Origin of the sequence: Vibrio breoganii (assembly GCF_024346795.1) — a bacterium.
GTDB classification, from domain to species: Bacteria; Pseudomonadota; Gammaproteobacteria; order Enterobacterales; family Vibrionaceae; genus Vibrio; species Vibrio breoganii.
The window spans coordinates 22,402-43,807 of record NZ_AP024864.1 but is presented as its reverse complement, the minus strand read 5'-3'; the positions used below and the strand labels follow the sequence as shown (position 1 = coordinate 43,807).

Annotated in this window: 16 protein-coding genes, 4 tRNA genes, 3 rRNA genes and 1 riboswitch; of the genes, 6 read left to right on the top strand and 17 right to left on the bottom strand. The window is 46.0% G+C overall.

Annotated elements, in window-relative coordinates:
• The first annotated feature begins 511 nt into the window (after positions 1 to 511).
• Positions 512 to 1,138 (top strand): MarC family protein, encoded by a 627-nt coding sequence (locus tag OCU35_RS00205; RefSeq protein WP_017027085.1) that lies wholly within the window; start codon positions 512 to 514, stop codon positions 1,136 to 1,138.
• 39 nt (positions 1,139 to 1,177) lie between these two features.
• Here the strand turns inward: OCU35_RS00205 and uvrD are convergent, their stop codons facing one another.
• Positions 1,178 to 3,349, bottom strand: coding sequence for a DNA helicase II (gene uvrD, locus OCU35_RS00200; protein ID WP_017027086.1), 2,172 nt, complete (start codon positions 3,347 to 3,349; stop codon positions 1,178 to 1,180).
• A 279-nt stretch (positions 3,350 to 3,628) separates the two neighbouring features.
• On the opposite strand from uvrD, the gene OCU35_RS00195 reads away from it, so the two are divergent.
• The 4 genes from OCU35_RS00195 (at position 3,629) to OCU35_RS00180 (ending at position 6,039) form a co-directional block, all read left to right on the top strand.
• Positions 3,629 to 3,889 (top strand): BufA1 family periplasmic bufferin-type metallophore, encoded by a 261-nt coding sequence (locus OCU35_RS00195; RefSeq protein WP_017027087.1) that lies wholly within the window; start codon positions 3,629 to 3,631, stop codon positions 3,887 to 3,889.
• A gap of 83 nt (positions 3,890 to 3,972) precedes the next feature.
• Positions 3,973 to 4,827 (top strand): MNIO family bufferin maturase, encoded by an 855-nt coding sequence (bufB, locus tag OCU35_RS00190; protein ID WP_261825487.1) that lies wholly within the window; start codon positions 3,973 to 3,975, stop codon positions 4,825 to 4,827.
• Positions 4,824 to 5,582 carry an HvfC/BufC N-terminal domain-containing protein gene (locus OCU35_RS00185; protein ID WP_261825486.1) on the top strand — a complete coding sequence of 253 codons (759 nt, stop codon included), beginning with the start codon at positions 4,824 to 4,826 and terminating at the stop codon, positions 5,580 to 5,582. Before bufB ends, OCU35_RS00185 begins: the two co-directional genes overlap by 4 nt.
• Position 5,583: 1 nt before the next feature.
• Complete coding sequence (locus tag OCU35_RS00180; protein WP_102329455.1) at positions 5,584 to 6,039, top strand: DoxX family protein; 456 nt, start codon at positions 5,584 to 5,586, stop codon at positions 6,037 to 6,039.
• Positions 6,040 to 6,067: 28 nt separating this feature from the next.
• On the opposite strand, the gene tsrA is transcribed toward OCU35_RS00180, so the two are convergent.
• A complete protein-coding gene (gene tsrA, locus OCU35_RS00175) occupies positions 6,068 to 6,349 on the bottom strand; it encodes an H-NS-like global regulator TsrA (protein WP_026012783.1) in 282 nt (93 codons plus the stop codon).
• A 223-nt stretch (positions 6,350 to 6,572) separates the two neighbouring features.
• On the opposite strand from tsrA, the gene OCU35_RS00170 reads away from it, so the two are divergent.
• Positions 6,573 to 8,354: an aminopeptidase P family protein gene (locus OCU35_RS00170; protein ID WP_315972627.1), complete on the top strand. Its 1,782-nt coding sequence runs from the start codon at positions 6,573 to 6,575 to the stop codon at positions 8,352 to 8,354.
• A gap of 91 nt (positions 8,355 to 8,445) precedes the next feature.
• Here the strand turns inward: OCU35_RS00170 and thiH are convergent, their stop codons facing one another.
• From thiH to OCU35_RS00095, 15 genes are all read right to left on the bottom strand, one after another.
• Positions 8,446 to 9,558, bottom strand: coding sequence for a 2-iminoacetate synthase ThiH (gene thiH / locus OCU35_RS00165; RefSeq protein WP_017027093.1), 1,113 nt, complete (start codon positions 9,556 to 9,558; stop codon positions 8,446 to 8,448).
• Positions 9,555 to 10,337, bottom strand: a complete 783-nt coding sequence (locus OCU35_RS00160) for a thiazole synthase (RefSeq protein WP_017032898.1) — start codon at positions 10,335 to 10,337, stop codon at positions 9,555 to 9,557. Before OCU35_RS00160 ends, thiH begins: the two co-directional genes overlap by 4 nt.
• Positions 10,338 to 10,339: 2 nt before the next feature.
• A complete protein-coding gene (thiS, locus tag OCU35_RS00155; protein ID WP_017027095.1) occupies positions 10,340 to 10,549 on the bottom strand; it encodes a sulfur carrier protein ThiS in 210 nt (69 codons plus the stop codon).
• Positions 10,542 to 11,303, bottom strand: coding sequence for a HesA/MoeB/ThiF family protein (locus OCU35_RS00150; RefSeq protein WP_065599058.1), 762 nt, complete (start codon positions 11,301 to 11,303; stop codon positions 10,542 to 10,544). The genes thiS and OCU35_RS00150 overlap by 8 nt, the downstream gene beginning before the upstream one ends.
• Positions 11,293 to 12,477, bottom strand: coding sequence for a thiamine phosphate synthase (locus OCU35_RS00145; RefSeq protein ID WP_261825485.1), 1,185 nt, complete (start codon positions 12,475 to 12,477; stop codon positions 11,293 to 11,295). The genes OCU35_RS00150 and OCU35_RS00145 overlap by 11 nt, the downstream gene beginning before the upstream one ends.
• A gap of 79 nt (positions 12,478 to 12,556) precedes the next feature.
• A riboswitch (TPP riboswitch) is annotated at positions 12,557 to 12,670 on the bottom strand.
• Positions 12,671 to 12,709: 39 nt separating this feature from the next.
• Positions 12,710 to 13,093 carry a fluoride efflux transporter CrcB gene (crcB, locus tag OCU35_RS00140; protein WP_017027098.1) on the bottom strand — a complete coding sequence of 128 codons (384 nt, stop codon included), beginning with the start codon at positions 13,091 to 13,093 and terminating at the stop codon, positions 12,710 to 12,712.
• A gap of 229 nt (positions 13,094 to 13,322) precedes the next feature.
• Positions 13,323 to 13,413 (bottom strand) — tRNA-Ser (locus OCU35_RS00135).
• A gap of 82 nt (positions 13,414 to 13,495) precedes the next feature.
• Positions 13,496 to 13,611, bottom strand: a 5S ribosomal RNA gene (gene rrf, locus OCU35_RS00130).
• 90 nt (positions 13,612 to 13,701) lie between these two features.
• Positions 13,702 to 16,591: ribosomal RNA gene (locus OCU35_RS00125) — 23S ribosomal RNA — on the bottom strand.
• A gap of 323 nt (positions 16,592 to 16,914) precedes the next feature.
• Positions 16,915 to 16,990, bottom strand: a tRNA-Val gene (locus tag OCU35_RS00120).
• 65 nt (positions 16,991 to 17,055) lie between these two features.
• Positions 17,056 to 17,131, bottom strand: a tRNA-Lys gene (locus tag OCU35_RS00115).
• 2 nt (positions 17,132 to 17,133) lie between these two features.
• A tRNA-Glu gene (locus OCU35_RS00110) sits at positions 17,134 to 17,209 on the bottom strand.
• 130 nt (positions 17,210 to 17,339) lie between these two features.
• Positions 17,340 to 18,894, bottom strand: a 16S ribosomal RNA gene (locus OCU35_RS00105).
• Together the 16S, 23S and 5S rRNA genes with 4 tRNA genes alongside form the textbook arrangement of a ribosomal RNA operon.
• A gap of 502 nt (positions 18,895 to 19,396) precedes the next feature.
• Positions 19,397 to 19,933, bottom strand: coding sequence for a menaquinone-dependent protoporphyrinogen IX dehydrogenase (hemG, locus tag OCU35_RS00100; protein ID WP_017029826.1), 537 nt, complete (start codon positions 19,931 to 19,933; stop codon positions 19,397 to 19,399).
• An 11-nt stretch (positions 19,934 to 19,944) separates the two neighbouring features.
• Positions 19,945 to 21,402: a TrkH family potassium uptake protein gene (locus OCU35_RS00095; protein ID WP_017029825.1), complete on the bottom strand. Its 1,458-nt coding sequence runs from the start codon at positions 21,400 to 21,402 to the stop codon at positions 19,945 to 19,947.
• Positions 21,403 to 21,406 lie beyond the last annotated feature (4 nt).

Below are 21,406 nucleotides of genomic sequence, written 5' to 3'. Positions count from 1 at the left end.
AAGGAAGCTGACACGGAAAAGGAAATCACCAAGGATTCGGTGTTCTTCAGGATGAAGATTCGGTTATTCAGGATGAATAGTCGGCATGGAAAGCAAATTGGACATTGAATGGACGCAATAGTAGCTAGGATGGTTACTACTAAGGAAAGACAATGGACACCTCTGGATGAGGCAAGGACTAAACATCAGGATGATGTAAAGGACACCGCTCAAGGAATAAGTGACGTGCGCTAACGAGGATTGTTGGCAGACCAGGATAAGGTCATATGGACACCGCTAGGATGGCGAGAAAAGGAATACGCTGAAGGATAACAGCACACTATCATGGATTTGATGCATGGAGCACACTTAGTAGCCGGATTGCTGCGAGTAAGACTATAACCCCGAAGAGCGCAAGCTCTCGGGGTTTTTCTTTATGTCACATATTTCATTCATCCCAACTTCCCACATGCCACACCTGATATACTGAGAAAGCCCCCTCCCTTAATCTTTGCTTTAGGAGATAACTTTCTTGCTCAGCATCCTAGTTACTCAATTTGTCGTCCTGTGGGCGGTCATCGATCCTGTTGGCTCAGTCCCTGTGTATCTTTCACAAACTCACCATTTAGCTAAAAAACAACGCCGATTAGTTGCGATTAAAGCCGTAGCGATTGCCACAGGCGTGCTTCTATTCTTTTTACTTGCGGGACAAGTGTTACTAGAGGCAATGCAAATTCCTCTCCCCGCATTCCAAGCCGCCGGTGGGTTAGTTCTACTGTTATTCGCATTGACCATGATTTTTGGCGAAAGCAAGCCAGAGCAAGAAAGCAAGATGTCGAAAGAGATAAACCGATCGGAGCTTGCCGATCTGGCCGTTTACCCTTTGGCTATTCCTTCAATCGCCTCTCCTGGCGCTATGATGGCCATCGTAATGCTTACCGATAACCATAGGCACGCCTTTATCGATCAGGCTATGACGGCAGGTGTTATGTTAGTCGTATTGCTCATCACCCTATTCTTATTACTAGGGGCGACTCATATTCAGAAGTGGATTGGCAACGTGGGTGCGGCTATCATCAGTCGTGTAATGGGGTTGATTCTGGCTGCGGTTGCAGTGAACAACCTTTTGCAAGGCATAAAAGATTTTTACTTAGCCTAAAAAGTAAAAAGCCCCAGCATTCACTGGGGCTCATTCAAATTACAATCTCTCAAGTTTGGCGTACTGGGTAATCAGCCACTTTATTCCTTCGCCGTTAAAGGCCACCTGAACACGGCTTTGCGCACCACTTCCTTCAAAGTTAATAATGGTGCCCTCTCCAAATTTTGGATGGCTCACCCGCTGCCCTAAGCTAAAACCAGTCTCATTAAAGCTTTCTTTCTTAACCGTTTGGCTAAAGCGTCCACTATTGGTTGGTCGACTCACCTGCGCCTTCATACGTACTTCTTGCACGCACGCTTCTGGCAACTCTTTAATAAAGCGAGATGGCTTGTGGTACTTATCTTGGCCATACAAACGGCGCATCTCAGCATAGGTGAGATATAACTTCTGCATCGCTCGAGTCATTCCCACATAAGCAAGCCTGCGCTCTTCTTCGAGTCGACCCGCTTCCTCTGATGACATTTGGCTCGGGAACATCCCCTCTTCTACGCCCACCATGAAGACCAAAGGAAACTCTAGACCCTTGGCACTGTGTAGGGTCATTAATTGCACCGCATCATCAAATTCATCAGCTTGACCTTCGCCAGCTTCTAGAGCAGCGTGGGTTAGGAAAGCGGTAAGATCACTCATCTCATCCGCCTCTTCAGGCTTTTCAAATTGACGGGTGGCCGTGACCAGTTCCTCAAGGTTTTCTATGCGAGCCTGAGCCTTTTCGCCCTTCTCCTGTTGATACATAGTAAACAAGCCAGAGGCTTTGATGGCATGGTCAGTTTGCTTGTGCATTTCCATTGAAGCGGTATCGTCTTCAAGGGCATTAATTAATTCGACGAAGCGCCCTAGAGCACCTGCGGCTCGACCCGCAAAGACCTTTTCTTCTAGAAGCTGATTACTGGCTTGCCATAATGTTGCGCCACGATCTCGCGCTGCAAAACGAATGGTTTCTAACGTCTTTTCACCTAGACCACGAGTAGGAGTGTTCACCACCCTTTCAAAGGCAGCGTCATCATTTCGATTCGACATTAAGCGCAAGTAACCCAATGCATCTCTGATTTCTTGACGCTCGAAGAATCGCATTCCGCCGTAGATGCGATAAGGCAACCCAGCTTGAATCAAAGCTTCCTCGATCACACGCGACTGGGCATTATTTCGATACAAGATTGCGGAGTCTTTTAGTGCCCCACCAGTATCCTGCCACTCTTTGATCTTATTGACCGCAAAGCGAGCCTCATCGAGCTCATTGTAGGCTGAATACACAGAGATTAGCTCACCATCACTGCCATCCGTCCACAACTCCTTACCCATACGCTCAACGTTGTTGGCAATCAGATGGTTAGCAGCGGTAAGTATGTTCTTAGTAGAACGGTAATTCTGTTCAAGGCGCACGGTTGATGCTTGCTTAAACTCATTCAGGAAGCGTTGAATGTTTTCTATCTTAGCGCCACGCCAACCATAAATAGATTGGTCATCATCGCCGACAATCATAACGTTACACTCAGGGCTCGCCATCATACGCAACCAAGCATACTGAATGTTGTTGGTATCTTGGAATTCATCCACCAAGATATGCTTAAAGCGAGCCTGATAGTGTTCACGAATATGTTGCTTATCTCGCAGAAGCTCATGGCAACGCAGCAAAATTTCAGCAAAATCAACTAAACCCGCTCGGTCACACGCTTCTTGGTATACCGAATAGATACGTAGCCAGGTCTTAGTCACTGGATCGTGATAGCTATCGATATGTTGAGGTCTTAGCCCCTCGTCTTTTTTGCCATTGATCCACCAAGCTGCTTGCTTTGCTGGCCATTGCTTTTCATCTAGATTTTGCGCCTTTATCAAACGTCGCAGTAAGCGCTGCTGATCATCAGAATCAATAATCTGAAAGTCTTCTGGCAATTTAGCATCAAGGTAGTGGGCGCGAAGGATACGATGACAGATACCATGGAAGGTACCATTCCACATCCCAGAAGCAGTGCCTTGCATCAGCTCTTCAATACGGCCACGCATTTCAGCGGCGGCTTTATTGGTGAAGGTTACCGACATAACCGAAAATGGCGATGCTTGCTCTACAGACATCAGCCAAGCAATACGATGAACCAATACTCGAGTCTTACCACTTCCTGCGCCCGCTAGGATCAATAGGTTGCCCAATGGGGCTGCAACGGCTTCTCGTTGTTTATCATTGAGCCCGTCGAGTAATAATGATGCGTCCATCGTACCTTTCCAATCAATTACTGTTTATTTATACATTAAAGCTCAGTATACAGGGTTACAGGTACAATCTCTAACCTGTGTTTCTGTCGTTTATTCGTAGAAAAATAAAAATTAATTCCTCTTAATTTTCAATAACCTATATTGAAACCTTCATTTTGTTGTATTTTTTTGAAAGATTTTCGTGATCCAACCCGTCCTATTTAACAGGCATTCGCAACAAACCGTTAACATTAACCCGCGATTGCTCAGACAACTTAGAATCATATCGAGGATGAAATTATGAAAAAGTCTAATCTTGCAGTTACAGCGGCAGTTACTGGTTTATTAGCTCTAGGTGGCACCATGCTGACTGCAACACATGCAGTGGCGGCTGAGAAAGAGAAATGCTACGGCGTATCAAAGGCAGGTAAAAATGACTGCGCAACGAAAACAAGTTCGTGTGCGGGTACATCAAAAGAAGATCACCAAAAAGACGCCTTTGTCGTAGTGCCTAAAGGGCTTTGTGACAAGCTAGCCGGTGGTAGTACATCATCTTCGTAATCTAGCGACGAATTAGATTTAAGGTCTGGGGCACACCTATTAAACGTGCCCCTCTTTTTCGCAAATTTTCGGAGAGTACAACGATGCACAATGCAGGGATTCATAACAGTATTGGGGTGGGTTTACGTCATCCTCATCTCAACTTCTTTGAGCATAACCCTGGTCACGTGTCTTGGTTAGAGGTGCATAGTGAGAATTACTTCGAAATCAACGCCCCCGCACGACAGCAGCTTAGAAGCATTCGTCAGCAGCATCAAATCTCTTGCCACGGCGTAGGACTCTCCCTTGGTTCAGTGGGAGAAATAGATAAATCCCATCTACAGTCTTTGGTAAATTTGATTGATGAGATCGAACCCTCACTGGTCTCGGACCACTTAAGCTGGAGTCAAAATGGCGGTGTGCATTTTAATGACCTGCTCCCTCTTCCCTATACAGAAGAAGCTCTAGAGGTGTTTGTTCGAAATGTGCTTCAGGTACAAGATGCCATCAAGCGCCCGCTGTTAATTGAAAACCCAAGCAGTTATCTACGCTTCAATCATTCCACCATTTCAGAGTGGGACTTTCTAAACGAAGTACAACAACGCTCTGGATGCCAACTGCTACTCGACCTAAATAACATCTATGTTTCTTCATTAAACCATGGCTTTGATGCGCTTCATTACCTGAATGCCATCAACCGACAAGCGGTTCAAGAGATTCATCTTGCTGGGTTTACCGTCAAAGAAATACAAAACTCAAAGATATGGATTGATACACACAGTACCAAGGTGTGTGATGAGGTGTGGGAACTATATCGTATATGGAGTCAATCCAACCCAAACACTGCCACCCTAATAGAATGGGACATGGATATTCCGTCACCAGAGGTACTATTAGGCGAAGCCGAAAAAGCATCTGTGATTGCAAAGCAGTTTTCTGATATGAGGGAAGCCTCATGATCAGCCTGTCTCAACTGCAGAGTAACTTTGCCCGCTCCTTAGTCTACCAAGGAGAGGTGTCTGACTGTCACATTCACAGCGACCACTTCACTGATGAACAGCGCATTCAAATCTATCGAAACAATGTGGTGCATAGTTTTACTGATGTCCTGAAGGCCATGTACCCCTACACATTAGCTTTGGTGGGTGAAGAGTGTTTTGAACAGATAGCACGATCCCACGTACTGAATACGCCCTCATTAAGCGGCAACGTATCCGATTATGGGCAAGGGTTTGAGCAAACCCTATCGACATTTCCAAAAGTTATTGAGGCGGCCCCTTACATCACAGAGATCGCTAGGTTTGAAGCCTTAGCTGATGAACTTAAACTGACTCTTCACAACGCGATAGAGAATGAGCACCAACCCCTTGCAGCGCTGAGCCAGTTGAGCGACCAACAGCAACAAAATATACACTTAGTTTCTAAAGCCAGCGTCCGCAGCTTTGAATCAAATTACTCGATATTCGACCTTATCGAGGCCATTGACCAAAACACTTTCGATGAGTTGCAACTCAACCAACTACAATATGGTTACGTTCAAGCAACGCCCGATGGACACCTTCATTTCCATCAGCTCGAACACAATGACTTTTTGTTGTTGAGAGCGATCGAAAGCCAGCAACCGTTATCACAAATCAACGAACAGCAACTTCCTTCTATACCGTCATTGGTAGATCGAATGCTGATCGCCGGCTTTGCACAGCTAAGGAGTTGATATGAACAGTACAATCCAATCCAAATACCGAGCTTATGAAGGGATCGTTGAGAACCTTCAAGGCCTAGCAGTACCCGCCCTTTTGCTTTTCTGTCGACTTTGGGTTGCTTGGGTTTTCTTTAATGCAGGACTGGTGAAGATAGGAACCTGGGACAGTACCCTCTTTTTATTCGAATACGAATATCAGGTGCCTATTCTTCCTTGGGAAATCGCGGCTTATGTAGGAACCGCAACTGAACTTATCGTTCCTATTTTTATCGCGCTAGGCTTATTTACACGACCATTTGCAGCGATATTATTCATATTCAATATCATGGCCGTGGTGTCTTATCCCGTTCTGTGGGAAAAAGGATTTTATGATCATCAACTATGGGGTTTAATGATCTTAATTAACCTAATTTGGGGAGCAGGAATATTATCTGCCGATCATATTCTGGCGAAGCGGTTCAAACAATAATAATGATAATAAGCTCCTGTATAGGAGCTTATTTATTCATATATGCTTTTAAGTCTTCGATAGAGATACCATCTTTTACGAGTTCTTGCGCGAGTAAGTCAACTTGCTCACCCTTTCGAGATTCAATGACTCTTTGAAACTGATAAACGATGTCTTTTAGAGTGTGCAAGGGTAATTGTTTTGCTGCACTTCTAATTCTTTCTTCACTTTGATTGCCTAGCTCCCTCAGTAATTTGCCATACATTACTTTTTCAGGAGACTCTTCCATCTGCTCCATTATACGAGCTAATTCATAAGTCGTTAATGCCATATTATTTCACTTCAATAAGAACTTGTTGTGTTTTGAAGAAATCAAAACTCGCGGTGGGACGGAAATATTGTCTGTATATAGAATATACTCTTTTTACCGTAACTAGAACAGTTTTCATTTGCGATATGCAACGTCATTTTCCGCACTCTGAAATTGCACACAGGCCTTAAAAAGAGTAGCTTAATCGCCATGCGCATAAAGGTAGTAACGAAAAGGAGAGATTATGCCAGCTCAGATAAAAAGCCGTGTTGCAGATTTTCGCAACTGGTTAAGTACAAATGGATTAGACGCCTTCATTGTTCCTCATGAAGATGAATTTCTTGGTGAATACATTCCAGAGCATAATGAACGCTTACACTGGCTGACTGGCTTTACAGGATCAGCAGGAGCAGCAGTAATCTCAACTAACGATGCGGCTATTTTTGTCGATGGTCGTTATACCGTTCAAGTAACGAAACAAACCCCTGCTGATGTTTATTCATATCAACATCTTGTGCAAACTCCACCTGTAGCTTGGGTCACTCAAAACCTCGCAAAAGGCAGCAAGGTGGGTATTGACCCTAGAATGCACTCTGGTCATTGGCTGGCTTCAACTAAGCAATCCCTTTCTGAAGATTACGAGCTCGTGTACATCGATAGCAATCCAGTCGATACATTATGGAGTGATAGACCACAGGCTACGCTTTCTACATTGCGTCTAATGGAGAATGACTGGGTTGGTGTTGGTAGCCTGGAAAAGCGCACGTTAATTGCTAATGAGTTAACAGCACAAAAAGCGGATAGCGCCGTTCTTACTGCACTAGATTCAATTTGTTGGTTATTGAACATTCGCGGTAGCGACATATCTCGTTTACCTGTTGCCCTCTCTCACGCCATTGTTCATAGCAATAGTGAAGTAGAATTCTTTATTGATTCTGAACGTGTGCCAACTCAGTTTGATGAGCACGTTGGTTCGGGTGTTACGGTCTACTCTCCATCAGAACTTGAGACTCGCCTCACTGCCCTTAAGGGCCGCAAGGTAATACTTGATCCGGCAACCAGTAACGCATGGTTTGAGCTAGTGCTTAACCAAGTGGGTGCGGAAGTACTTCCAATAGCCGACCCTTGCCTAATTCCTAAAGCGGTTAAAAACAGTGTCGAAGCACAAGGAATGAAGAACAGCCACGTTCGTGATGGCGTTGCCATGATTAAGTTTTTGTCTTGGTTCGACAAGCAAAACGATAAAGGCGAGTTTCTCAATGAAGCACAACTATCGGATAAGTTAGAAAGCTTCAGGAAAGAAGATGCTTCATTGGCGGATCTAAGCTTCGATACTATTTCAGCCGCCGCTCACAATGCAGCAATGTGCCATTACAATCACAACAACGAGCCTACTCCAGGTGTTATTTCTGACAACTCCATGTACTTGGTAGACTCTGGTGGTCAATATCCAGATGGAACGACAGACATTACTCGAACCATCGCAATTGGCAACCCGACACAAGAAATGAAGAAACAATTCACTCTTGTATTAAAGGGACATATTGGCCTAGCTCAAGCTCGTTTCCCTAAGGGAACTAAAGGGCATCAATTGGATATCCTTGCGCGTCAGCATTTATGGGCGAACGGATTTGATTACGACCATGGTACAGGTCATGGTGTGGGTCACTTCCTTAGTGTGCATGAAGGGCCACAACGTATCGCGAAGGTATACAATGATACAGCGTTAGAAGCAGGTATGGTTCTGTCTAATGAACCGGGTTACTACCGCACCGACGAGTTTGGTATTCGCATCGAAAACCTAGAGATTGTTGTTGAGATTGAAACAGCCGGCGATTTCTCGGTGTTAGGCTTCGAATCCCTAACACGCTGCCCTATCGATACACGTAACATTGACCTCTCTCTATTATCTGCGCACGAAGTTGAGTGGCTAAACACGTACCATCAAAAGGTATGGAACGACCTTTCACCCCTTGTAGATGGCGAAGTGAAACAGTGGCTTGAACAAGCAACGAGCGCCATTTAATCGTCGTAGTCAGTTACGAACAAAAAAACCAGTGGTTACGCGCCACTGGTTTTTTATTTTGGTTTCACGTGAAACATCTAGCTCGAAACGCTTAGCCCGAGTATATCGAAGTCCAATCTCTCCACACCGGTTCCAATCCTCTATTTCTGATCGCCATTTCCACTTCTGCGGCTGAACGTTCATCTGAGATTTCAAACTGTTCCAGTTCCTCAGTATCGACCGCATAGCCACCTGGCTGGGTCTTAGATGCCGCTGAAACTGTAGTTACACCTAATGGCAGAATGTTGTCTCTAAAGGTGGCTGACTCGCGTGTAGAAAGAGAAATATCAACGTGCTGATTAAAGAGACGGTAGGCACAAATAAGTTGTACCATCTGCTTATCATTCAATATTGATTTAGGTTGTACCCCTCCCTCGCAAGGTCTCAATCTAGGTAGAGAAATACTGTAGCGAGACTTCCAGTAGGTTCTTTCTAAGTATTCCAGGTGGGTAGCAACAAACAAACTATCAACACGCCAATTGTCCAAGCCGATAAGCGCACCTATGCCAATCTTATCAATCCCTGCTTTGGCTAATCTATCGGGTGTTTCCAGTCGATAGTAGAAGTCCGTTTTAGAGCCTTTAAGATGATGCTCTGCATACGTCGAAGGGTTATAGGTTTCTTGATAAACCATGACCGCATCTAGGCCAAGTGTCTTTAGTTCGGCATACTGTTCTTGATCCAGTGGCTGTACTTCCATCGCTAGATAATTGAAATCCTTTTTGATCTCAGGAAGTACTTGTCGGAAATAATCCATACCGACTTTGCTCTGGTGTTCTCCCGTTACCAACAAAACACTGTCAAACTTCATTGCCTTAAGCGCATCGATCTCCAAACCAATCTCGTCCAGATCAAGCGTCTTACGCTTAATCTTATTCTTCATGGAGAAACCACAATAAGTGCAATCGTTTGAGCAAAGATTCGATAGGTACAAAGGAACGTATAGTCCGACGGTAGAACCGAAACGCTGTCTTGTTCTCTGGTAAGAAAGCTGTGCCATCGATTCTAAAAACGGTTCTGCGGCTGGTGAGATCAGCGCTTTAAAATCTTCTATATCGAGCCTAGGTTTCGCTAGCGCTTTTTCAACATCCATTGCTGTCTTAGACATAATGGATAGATAGCTCTCACTCCAGTCAGTAGATTTAAAGACATCTACAAAACTCATAATTTGGCCTCATACTGAGAGTCCAGAAATGCGGTCATAGGGCTAGAAGCTACCGCACTTAATTGCTGAGCACCTAAGCCTGCTACGTAAGCCATTCTACCCGCCTCAACCGCTAGCTTAAACGCTCGACTAATAGCAACCGGATCGCCCGCTGTAGCCATTGCGGTATTAACCAAAACGGCATCTGCGCCTAATTCCATCGCTTGTGCTGCATGAGACGGAGCGCCTATACCTGCATCGACGATAACAGGAACGTTAGCTTGCTCAATGATGATCTTCAGGAAATCGATAGAAGCCAATCCTTTATTAGTACCGATTGGCGCCCCTAGCGGCATAACGGCAGCACAGCCCACTTCCTCTAGGCGCTTACATAGAACTGGGTCAGCATGGCAATAAGGTAGAACGATAAAGCCATCCTTAACCAATTGTTCTGCAGCCTTCAATGTCTCGATTGGATCTGGCATCAAGTACTTTGGATCAGGGTGAATCTCTAGCTTAAGCCAATTTGTCTGCAGGGCTTCTCTAGCGAGGTGAGCGGCAAAAATTGCATCCTCTGCATTCTTTGCACCGGAAGTATTGGGTAAAAGGTTAACGCCAAGGTCATTCAGTGGCTTCAAGATATCATCTTGTCGATCAAATACATCAACACGCTTCAGTGCCATGGTCACTAACTCAGACTCAGAGGCTTCGATTGAAGATGCCATCAAGGTGTTATTAGCGTACTTACCAGTCCCGGTGAACAGTCTTGATTTAAATGTCTTATCTGCAATTTTAAGCATTGTTAGCCTCCAGCTATCGCACGGAACACAGAGAGTGTGTCGCCTTTTTGTATTTGAATAGTGTTCCATTTTGATTTTGGAATCACCTTGTTGTTCACCGCAATAGCACAGCCCTCAGAAGGAATGCCTTGCTTATCTAATACCTCGATAAGATTGGATTCCATACCAATATTGGTTGGCTTCTCGTTAATAGTTACGACTACTTCATTCATTGTTGTTTCCCTCGCTACATACCGCGCAACTTTCATCTTTCTCAATCGCAAATTTTTGGTGGCTCATCTCTCGTCCATTAAACACCATCAATTCGCCGGTATTCAGTGTTTCAGGTTCTGTGATCGCTCTTATTGCGAGCATAGATTGAAGACTGCCTATCATGTTTACACTCGGTCCCATGACACCGGCATCGCTGCATTTTGTGGCTTGATTGGACTCACTGAACGGATATAGGCAGTGATAACAAGCACTCTGTTGTTGCCCATCAAAGTAAGCAACTTGGCCGTCCCAGCCTATCGCTGCACCGGATACTAATGGGGTTTGGTTTAAGGTACAGGCCTTGTTGATGTCTTGTCTTGTTGGGAAGTTATCACTACAGTCCACAACGAGATCGGCCATGCTGACTTCGATGTTGAGTAAATCTAAAGACATTCGTCTGTTTACACTACGAGTACTGATCGATGGATTGAGTCGTTGGATTTGTCCCGCAAGCGCTTTCGCTTTTGCTTGGCCAAGGTCCGATTCTCTGTAGCTTAGTTGACGATGCAGGTTACTTAATTCAACACTATCGTCATCACAAAGCACCAACTTACCTATACCTGCGCCAGCCAGTTGCAACGCCACTGCACTGCCTAAACCACCACACCCAACGATAAGTACCTTGGCATCGAGCAATAATCTCTGCCCACTCTCTCCCAGCTCAGGAAGCATGATCTGGCGTTGATAGCGCAAAAATTCCTGGTCAGACAGCATCAGAAGCCTCTTCTAATCGGTTTACTTTTTCATTGAGGTGTTCGAACAGTTGTTGGAATTGTGCAACAGCTTCATGCTTATCGTGCGCTTGTGTTACCGCCCTCACCACGGCCACACTCGTTACACCTGACTCTATGACTAACGGAGCGCGCTCTAGGTTAATCCCGCCAATCGCTACGGAAGGCAGTATTTCACCTCTTTGTTCACCGATAGAGGTGATGAGAGCCTGATATAAATTAAGCTTAATTAGGCCTTGTGGAGAAGACGGCATATCTTTTGTGGTAGTAGGAAAGATGTGCCCTAGTGCCAAATACGAAGGCTTGTACTGCAACGCATTGATGATTTCATAATACCCATGCGTTGATATCCCTAAACCTGTGTCACTACTTAACAGACGGCTGTCAGCTAACTCTGCTAGGTCTTCTTGCCCTAAGTGAATGCAAGAAGCACCATGCTCTAACGCCAGCTCCCAGTAATCATTAATGACAACATCCACTCCGCGCTGTTTTCCGATCTGAATTGCTCGCCTCACATCTTCAGAAACCGTCTCATTAGACTGATCTTTAATTCTAAGTTGGAGAATGTTCACATCGCTTTGGGCAATTTCATCGACAAGCTCAAGCCTATCAAGCACTGGATATAAGCCAAAGCATCGCGCCGATTTTCGAGCCGACACTTGTTGATGGGTTGTGGCTAATTGAGGAAAGAATTTGATGTGGTTCGGCCATGTTTCACATGAAACATGCAAGGCGCTTTTGGCAATAAGAGCAGCATCTTCAATAGTGAACTCTAAAGACAAAGCGGTGAGAAGCCATGCTAAATAGTCGTCACAACTGGTCAGGTAATCTTCAGGTTTATATGTCCACTCAAAGGAGCTACCATCACTCAGAGTGATTGAGTCCTGCCCTTTAGCATGAAGAACTATCAGGGAAGCAAGCTTATTATTCTCTGAATCGACTATAGTTGCAGAAAACTGCTGTTCTACATTTGTCTCAACAACAAGCTTAAATGTTTGGTTAGGAGTGACTACAGCATAACTGTCTCCAGCAGAGATCGCAGTTATCACATTGCTAAAGCCAGCAGTAGTTGCCTTACTAGCGACAAGTGAGAACGCTTTATCAAAAGCAGGAGTTATCGTTGGAGATTGTATATAACTATTTAGCGGGGATTCCATCGCCCTATCCTTCTGTAAAAAACACAGCTTGTCGGATAGATTGATGGTACAAGTATTAGATAGAAACCCAATAGCTTTTCGAAGTGACCACCTTGTTTCCTTCGCAGGTATTACCCTGTATCAGGTTCAACGAATTCCGTATTCACGGTCTCAGCATCTTGTGATTAACACTTCAGCACTCCGACAAGCAGTTCCATTATATATAAACTACGAGAAGAACAAAGCAGACATGTTAGTTTTTGAAGACTAAATGGAATCCAATCATTGCAGCAGAGATACTGAACACCACATTAAGCACAATGTTCAATCCAGCCTTCCAGTAGTCCCCTTGTTGGAACATAAGGACATTATCCATAGAGAAGGTAGAAAAAGTCGTTAACGCACCTAAGAAGCCAAGGCCGATGATTTGACGCCAAGGGTCGACAGCAATCACTTCATTTTCAAATAGGGCAATCAATGTTCCCATGATAAATGAACCTACAATATTGACCGTCAAGGTACCATACGGAAAACCACGCCCTAGCAATACAACACACAGTTCAGAAATCAAATATCGCGAACAAGCACCAAAAGCACCACCAATTGCGATAAATCCAAGGGTTGCAAGCTGTCCCATTCCCTAGTTCTCCTTCGTAAAATACGATTACATTTAAAAAGTTACACCTGTCACTTATAGGTGCTTTTGTGTGATATAGATCGATAGCATAGCAAACATATGCATCGCATATCGTGCAAAAGTTTAGATTGCATAAAATAACGACAAAAGACTGGGGAGTTTATAAAAGAGGATTTGAAATACTACAGATACAAAAAAACCGCTGACGAATCAGCGGTTTTTTGTAATGTGGCGGAGAGATAGGGATTTGAACCCTAGAACCGCTATTAACGGTTGCCGGTTTTCAAGACCGGTGCTTTCGACCACTCAGCCATCTCTCCACAAATTGTTACTAGTTAAGGTCTTATAAATGCCTTATCCAGTATTTGCTTTCAGATCGTTAAATCTAAAAACTTAATTAAAGCCTGGCGATGTCCTACTCTCACATGGGGAAACCCCACACTACCATCGGCGCTATTATGTTTCACTTCTGAGTTCGGCATGGAATCAGGTGGGTCCACAATGCTATGGTCGCCAAGCAAATTTTAAAATTCGGAAAGCTATTATTTAAAAGTTATATCACACATTCAAAGTTCTACTTTGAGTCCACAAAACCCCTTGGGTGTTGTATGGTTAAGCCTCACGGGCAATTAGTACAGGTTAGCTCAATGCCTCGCAGCACTTACACACCCTGCCTATCAACGTTCTAGTCTCGAACAACCCTTTAGGACACTTAAAGTGCCAGGGAAGACTCATCTCAGGGCTCGCTTCCCGCTTAGATGCTTTCAGCGGTTATCGATTCCGAACTTAGCTACCGGGCAATGCCATTGGCATGACAACCCGAACACCAGAGGTTCGTCCACTCCGGTCCTCTCGTACTAGGAGCAGCCCCCTTCAATCTTCCAACGCCCACGGCAGATAGGGACCGAACTGTCTCACGACGTTCTAAACCCAGCTCGCGTACCACTTTAAATGGCGAACAGCCATACCCTTGGGACCGACTTCAGCCCCAGGATGTGATGAGCCGACATCGAGGTGCCAAACACCGCCGTCGATATGAACTCTTGGGCGGTATCAGCCTGTTATCCCCGGAGTACCTTTTATCCGTTGAGCGATGGCCCTTCCATTCAGAACCACCGGATCACTATGACCTGCTTTCGCACCTGCTCGAATTGTCATTCTCGCAGTCAAGCGGGCTTATGCCATTGCACTAACCACACGATGTCCAACCGTGTTTAGCCCACCTTCGTGCTCCTCCGTTACTCTTTGGGAGGAGACCGCCCCAGTCAAACTACCCACCAGGCACTGTCCTCATCCCCGATAAGGGGACTAAGTTAGAACATCAACACTACAAGGGTGGTATTTCAAGGACGGCTCCAACGATACTGGCGTACCGTCTTCAAAGCCTCCCACCTATCCTACACATGTAGGGTCAATGTTCAGTGCCAAGCTGTAGTAAAGGTTCACGGGGTCTTTCCGTCTAGCCGCGGGTACACTGCATCTTCACAGCGATTTCAATTTCACTGAGTCTCGGGTGGAGACAGCGTGGCCATCATTACGCCATTCGTGCAGGTCGGAACTTACCCGACAAGGAATTTCGCTACCTTAGGACCGTTATAGTTACGGCCGCCGTTTACCGGGGCTTCGATCAAGAGCTTCGACCGAAGTCTAACCCCATCAATTAACCTTCCGGCACCGGGCAGGCGTCACACCGTATACGTCATCTTACGATTTTGCACAGTGCTGTGTTTTTAATAAACAGTTGCAGCCACCTGGTATCTGCGACTCCTAGTAGCTCCATCCGCAAGGGACTTCACCGCCAAGAGCGTACCTTCTCCCGAAGTTACGGTACCATTTTGCCTAGTTCCTTCACCCGAGTTCTCTCAAGCGCCTTGGTATTCTCTACCCGACCACCTGTGTCGGTTTGGGGTACGATTTCTTATAATCTGAAGCTTAGAGGCTTTTCCTGGAAGCATGGCATCAATGACTTCACTGCACGTAGCAGCTCGACATCGTATCTCAGCGTTAAGAAAGTCCGGATTTACCTAAACTTTCCGCCTACATACTTGAACCTGGACAACCATCGCCAGGCCCACCTAGCCTTCTCCGTCCCCCCATCGCAATTATAAGAAGTACGGGAATATTAACCCGTTTCCCATCGACTACGCCTTTCGGCCTCGCCTTAGGGGTCGACTTACCCTGCCCCGATTAACGTTGGACAGGAACCCTTGGTCTTCCGGCGAGGGGGTTTTTCACCCCCTTTATCGTTACTCATGTCAGCATTCGCACTTCTGATACGTCCAGCAGCCCTTACAGACCACCTTCAACCGCTTACAGAACGCTCCCCTACCCCGCATACAAAAGTATGCAGCCGCAGCTTCGGTGTATAGCTTAGCCCCGTTACATCTTCCGCGCAGGCCGACTCGACCAGTGAGCTATTACGCTTTCTTTAAATGATGGCTGCTTCTAAGCCAACATCCTGGCTGTCTGAGCCTTCCCACATCGTTTCCCACTTAGCTATACTTTGGGACCTTAGCTGGCGGTCTGGGTTGTTTCCCTCTCCACGACGGACGTTAGCACCCGCCGTGTGTCTCCCGGATAGTACTCAATGGTATTCGGAGTTTGCAAAGGGTTGGTAAGTCGGGATGACCCCCTAGCCTTAACAGTGCTCTACCCCCATTGGTATTCGTCCGAGGCGCTACCTAAATAGCTTTCGGGGAGAACCAGCTATCTCCAGGTTTGATTGGCCTTTCACCCCTAGCCACAAGTCATCCGCTAATTTTTCAACATTAGTCGGTTCGGTCCTCCAGTTGATGTTACTCAACCTTCAACCTGCCCATGGCTAGATCACCTGGTTTCGGGTCTAATTCTAGCAACTCGACGCCCAGTTAAGACTCGGTTTCCCTACGGCTCCCCTATACGGTTAACCTTGCTACTAAAATTAAGTCGCTGACCCATTATACAAAAGGTACGCAGTCACGCTTCGAGGCGCTCCTACTGCTTGTACGTACACGGTTTCAGGTTCTATTTCACTCCCCTCACAGGGGTTCTTTTCGCCTTTCCCTCACGGTACTGGTTCACTATCGGTCAGTCAGTAGTATTTAGCCTTGGAGGATGGTCCCCCCATGTTCAAACAGGATATCACGTGTCCCGCCTTACTCGTTTTCACTTAAAATGCGTTGTCGGTTACGGGGCTATCACCCTATACTGCGAGACTTTCCAGACTCTTCACCTGACGCATTAAAAGCTTAAGGGCTAATCCAATTTCGCTCGCCGCTACTTTCGGAATCTCGGTTGATTTCTCTTCCTTCGGGTACTTAGATGTTTCAGTTCCCCGAGTTTGCCTCATTAACCTATGTATTCAGTTAATGATACGTGCTTATGCACGTGGGTTTCCCCATTCAGAAATCCCAGACTCAAATGGTTATTACTACCTAATCTGGGCTTATCGCAAGTTATTACGTCTTTCATCGCCTCTGACTGCCAAGGCATCCACCGTGTACGCTTAGTCACTTAACCATACAACCCCAAAGGGTCTTGCTTAACGCAATGCAGTTGCTACGCTGCAGTATGACGTTTCCAAGGTGCGTTATCTCTTTATTATGAGCGAGATAACATTCGATTTTGCCGGACTCAAATTTGAATGCATCCTGGCAAGGATACATTCCCAAGAACACTTGAATGTGTGTTGGTACCTAAATCATAAAGACTTAGGATTTGAGAACTTTTAAATTTGATAAATAATGAAATCACATTATTTATCGTCAGCTTTCCAAATTGTTAAAGAGCGAGATTCAAACAAATGAACCATTTTTAAACACACTCGAAAGAGCGCTTAAAGATGGTGGGCGATACCGGGCTCGAACCAGTGACCCCCTCCTTGTAAGGGAGGTGCTCTCCCAACTGAGCTAATCGCCCACATTGTTTGCTATTTGTGTTCACTATAAAAGTGAATTCAAACAACTTCCTTTGTGGAAAGGAAATGGTGGGTCGTGCAGGATTCGAACCTGCGACCAATTGATTAAAAGTCAACTGCTCTACCAGCTGAGCTAACGACCCAATGGTATCCCGTAGGGGAGTCGAACCCCTGTTACCGCCGTGAAAGGGCGGTGTCCTAGGCCTCTAGACGAACGGGACACTAGATTTATCTTTACTCCGAAGAGCAAACATAAACTGTTGAAGCACCTTGGGGGGTGCTTCAAAAATCTCTCTTTACTTTCTAAACCATATCAATCTGTGTGGACACTCATCGTGAATAATCATCGTATAAGGAGGTGATCCAGCCCCAGGTTCCCCTAGGGCTACCTTGTTACGACTTCACCCCAGTCATGAACCACAAAGTGGTGAGCGTCCTCCTCGAAAGGTTAAACTACCCACTTCTTTTGCAGCCCACTCCCATGGTGTGACGGGCGGTGTGTACAAGGCCCGGGAACGTATTCACCGTGACATTCTGATTCACGATTACTAGCGATTCCGACTTCATGGAGTCGAGTTGCAGACTCCAATCCGGACTACGACGCACTTTTTGGGATTCGCTCACCATCGCTGGTTGGCTGCCCTCTGTATGCGCCATTGTAGCACGTGTGTAGCCCTACTCGTAAGGGCCATGATGACTTGACGTCGTCCCCACCTTCCTCCGGTTTATCACCGGCAGTCTCCCTGGAGTTCCCACCATTACGTGCTGGCAAACAAGGATAAGGGTTGCGCTCGTTGCGGGACTTAACCCAACATTTCACAACACGAGCTGACGACAGCCATGCAGCACCTGTCTCAGAGTTCCCGAAGGCACCAAAGCATCTCTGCTAAGTTCTCTGGATGTCAAGAGTAGGTAAGGTTCTTCGCGTTGCATCGAATTAAACCACATGCTCCACCGCTTGTGCGGGCCCCCGTCAATTCATTTGAGTTTTAATCTTGCGACCGTACTCCCCAGGCGGTCTACTTAACGCGTTAGCTCCGAAAGCCACGGCTCAAGGCCACAACCTCCAAGTAGACATCGTTTACGGCGTGGACTACCAGGGTATCTAATCCTGTTTGCTCCCCACGCTTTCGCATCTGAGTGTCAGTATCTGTCCAGGGGGCCGCCTTCGCCACTGGTATTCCTTCAGATCTCTACGCATTTCACCGCTACACCTGAAATTCTACCCCCCTCTACAGTACTCTAGCCTGCCAGTTTCAAATGCGGTTCCGAGGTTGAGCCCCGGGCTTTCACATCTGACTTAACAAACCACCTGCATGCGCTTTACGCCCAGTAATTCCGATTAACGCTCGCACCCTCCGTATTACCGCGGCTGCTGGCACGGAGTTAGCCGGTGCTTCTTCTGTCGCTAACGTCAAACACTAAAGCTATTAACTCTAATGCCTTCCTCACGACTGAAAGTACTTTACAACCCGAAGGCCTTCTTCATACACGCGGCATGGCTGCATCAGGCTTGCGCCCATTGTGCAATATTCCCCACTGCTGCCTCCCGTAGGAGTCTGGACCGTGTCTCAGTTCCAGTGTGGCTGATCATCCTCTCAGACCAGCTAGGGATCGTCGCCTTGGTGAGCCATTACCTCACCAACTAGCTAATCCCACCTGGGCATATCCTGAAGCGAGAGGCCCGAAGGTCCCCCTCTTTGGTCCGTAGACGTTATGCGGTATTAGCCATCGTTTCCAATGGTTATCCCCCACATCAGGGCAATTTCCCAGGCATTACTCACCCGTCCGCCGCTCGACGCCCAACAAATCACCCGAAGGGTCAATGTTGTCGTTTCCGCTCGACTTGCATGTGTTAGGCCTGCCGCCAGCGTTCAATCTGAGCCATGATCAAACTCTTCAATTAAAGTTTTGTTGAAGCTTTCGCTTCGGCTCAATGAATACTGACTTCAAAACTGTTCCTTACTCGAAAGTAAGAAGTAATTTTAAAGCTATTATCGTTCCAACAGAACGATAATGAATTGACTGTGCCAAATAACCGAAGTTATTCGTTTTGGTCACTCAGTTCATTGATAAATCTTTTCGATTATCATCAACGAGTGCCCACACAGATTGATAGGTTTAAATTGTTAAAGAGCGTTGCTTTCGAGGCTTACCTCTCAAGCGGACGGCCATTCTAGCGATTTGAATCTCAGTGTCAAACACTTTTTTGAATTTATTTTCGAAGAAAAGTTAAACTCAAATGATTCAGCTACTTAGCCTACTGAAACACTGCGAAGCGTTGTCGCCATTGCCGTGTCAGTGGGGCGCATTATAGAGAGCTGAGTCACATTGGCAAGCCTTTTTTAGCGTTTTTTTTGAATTTATTGTTGTTCGGCTAGTTTTGCACCACTAGAGGCTAAAAATGACTATTTTCTATCCATTTCTGCCACTTTTTGCGTGAATAAAGAGACCTTTTCCCAGTTGGTGTACTCGACCTCTTTACTTGTATCCGTTTCTCCACCCGTCATAGACATAATGAAGCGAATCATAAATTTGTCGAAGAAGTTATAGCGGGGATAACGTAGAGCTCCGGCAAAGACCCCTATTAGCTTAGGCTCCCACGGTGATTTCTTTAGGAAGGTTTTAATGTAGGCACTTCCCTCTGGAGTATCTTTACCTTGGTCTTCTTTTCTCGCTGTAAGGTTCACACAGAAGAAAGCGGCATTGACTTGCTCAAGTTGTACTAGGTGCTTTTGAATGAATTGGTACAGTTTCTTGTTCAAGTGCCCATAACGTATTGAAGCACCAATCACTACGCGGTCAAATTTAAGTAAATCCAGCGTATCTATAGAGGCTAGATCAAAAGACTCACATTCAAATCCTTCTAGTTCACTCTCTATATGAGCGGATATCTTACGAGTCTGTCCATCGCAAGTGGAATACAATAATGCTGCCTTTTTCAATGGTTCTTCCTTTAGCTTTTCCAAAATGCAGGAGTAAATAGGATCAATAGTGTGAAGACCTCGAGTCGGCCAAACAACATAGAGACCACCAAGACCCATTTTGCAGAGTCACTGATATCACCGTAATGCAGTGATACTTCACCTAGACCTGGGCCTAGGTTATTTAATGTTGATGCTACCGCTGAGAATGCGGTGAGTTCGTCCATACCGGTTGCGATCAGGGCCAGCATACAGATAACAAACACAAGCGCGTACGCTGAGAAGAAACCCCAGACCGCATCGATAACCCTTGATGACAGCGCTTTATTACCCAGCTTGATGGTAAATATGGCTCTAGGGTGAACAAGACGCTTGAGTTCACGAAACCCTTGTAATGTTAATAGCAGTACTCGTATTACCTTCATACCACCACCCGTCGAGCCAGCACAGCCCCCTATAAAAGAAGAGAAGAGCAAAAGCACAGGTAAGAACAATGGCCACTCGGCAAAACCCGTCGTCGTAAATCCAGCGGTTGTGGAGATAGACACACTTTGGAACAAGGCTTGGTCAAAGGCTTCATAGTAAGTGTCGTAGCTATGATGGTTGAGTAGCACTAAGAAGCAAATCGCGAACAATATGACCTGAACTCCGATAAAGGCTCTAAACTCAGGGTCTCTTAAATAGTACTTAGGATGGACACCACCGGAGGCAAACGCCGCGAAGTGCAAAGAGTAGTTACACGCAGAGATAAGTAAGAAGACTACAGTGATCATATTCACTGCGTAGCTATCGAAGTAAGCCATACTCGCATCGTGGGTAGAGAAGCCACCAATAGCGATGGTAGAGAAACTGTGTCCGACCGCATCAAAGAAGGTCATGCCGGCCATCCAAAAGGCAATGGCACAGGCTACCGTCAAGCTTAGATAGATATACCAAAGCGCCTTAGCCGTTTCAGCAATCCTCGGCGTCATTTTGCTGTCTTTAACTGGACCGGGAATTTCTGCGCGATAAAGCTGCATGCCACCGATACCTAAGACCGGCAATATAGCTACCGCTAACACGATGATCCCCATACCGCCAAACCACTGTAGAAACTGCCGATAAAAAAGCATTGCTTTGGGCAACTCATCTAACCCGACAAGCACAGTGGCACCAGTAGTGGTTAATGCAGAGAAGGACTCAAAGAAAGCATCGGCAACACTTACGGCGGCATTGTCGACAACAAGGAAAGGAAGCGAACCTGCGCTGCCGATAACGGTCCAAAACAAAACAACGATAAGAAAGCCATCACGTGCTTTTAAATCTCGCTTGTGATGCCGATTAGGGAACCAGCAGGCAAAGCCACATATCAACAAAATGACAAAGGTCACCACGAAGGGAACACCTGCACCATCGCGATAAATTAGAGCCACCCCTGCAGGTGCCAACATAGATACGCTAAACAGCGCAAGTAGCAGGCCTACTATTCGAATAATGGAACGAAACTGCATACTT

What these genes read in the sequence shown, in the direction of transcription:
- OCU35_RS00170 (WP_315972627.1), top strand. Translation starts at nt 6,573, where the DNA reads ATGCCAGCTCAGATAAAAAGCCGTGTTGCAGATTTTCGCAACTGGTTA.
- OCU35_RS00145 (WP_261825485.1), bottom strand. Translation starts at nt 12,477, where the DNA reads ATGGAATCCCCGCTAAATAGTTATATACAATCTCCAACGATAACTCCT.
- crcB (WP_017027098.1), bottom strand. Translation starts at nt 13,093, where the DNA reads ATGGGACAGCTTGCAACCCTTGGATTTATCGCAATTGGTGGTGCTTTT.
- OCU35_RS00095 (WP_017029825.1), bottom strand. Translation starts at nt 21,402, where the DNA reads ATGCAGTTTCGTTCCATTATTCGAATAGTAGGCCTGCTACTTGCGCTG.
- thiS (WP_017027095.1), bottom strand. Translation starts at nt 10,549, where the DNA reads ATGAATGAAGTAGTCGTAACTATTAACGAGAAGCCAACCAATATTGGT.
- thiH (WP_017027093.1), bottom strand. Translation starts at nt 9,558, where the DNA reads ATGAGTTTTGTAGATGTCTTTAAATCTACTGACTGGAGTGAGAGCTAT.
- OCU35_RS00150 (WP_065599058.1), bottom strand. Translation starts at nt 11,303, where the DNA reads ATGCTGTCTGACCAGGAATTTTTGCGCTATCAACGCCAGATCATGCTT.
- OCU35_RS00160 (WP_017032898.1), bottom strand. Translation starts at nt 10,337, where the DNA reads ATGCTTAAAATTGCAGATAAGACATTTAAATCAAGACTGTTCACCGGG.
- OCU35_RS00180 (WP_102329455.1), top strand. Translation starts at nt 5,584, where the DNA reads ATGAACAGTACAATCCAATCCAAATACCGAGCTTATGAAGGGATCGTT.
- bufB (WP_261825487.1), top strand. Translation starts at nt 3,973, where the DNA reads ATGCACAATGCAGGGATTCATAACAGTATTGGGGTGGGTTTACGTCAT.
- OCU35_RS00185 (WP_261825486.1), top strand. Translation starts at nt 4,824, where the DNA reads ATGATCAGCCTGTCTCAACTGCAGAGTAACTTTGCCCGCTCCTTAGTC.
- tsrA (WP_026012783.1), bottom strand. Translation starts at nt 6,349, where the DNA reads ATGGCATTAACGACTTATGAATTAGCTCGTATAATGGAGCAGATGGAA.
- uvrD (WP_017027086.1), bottom strand. Translation starts at nt 3,349, where the DNA reads ATGGACGCATCATTATTACTCGACGGGCTCAATGATAAACAACGAGAA.
- OCU35_RS00195 (WP_017027087.1), top strand. Translation starts at nt 3,629, where the DNA reads ATGAAAAAGTCTAATCTTGCAGTTACAGCGGCAGTTACTGGTTTATTA.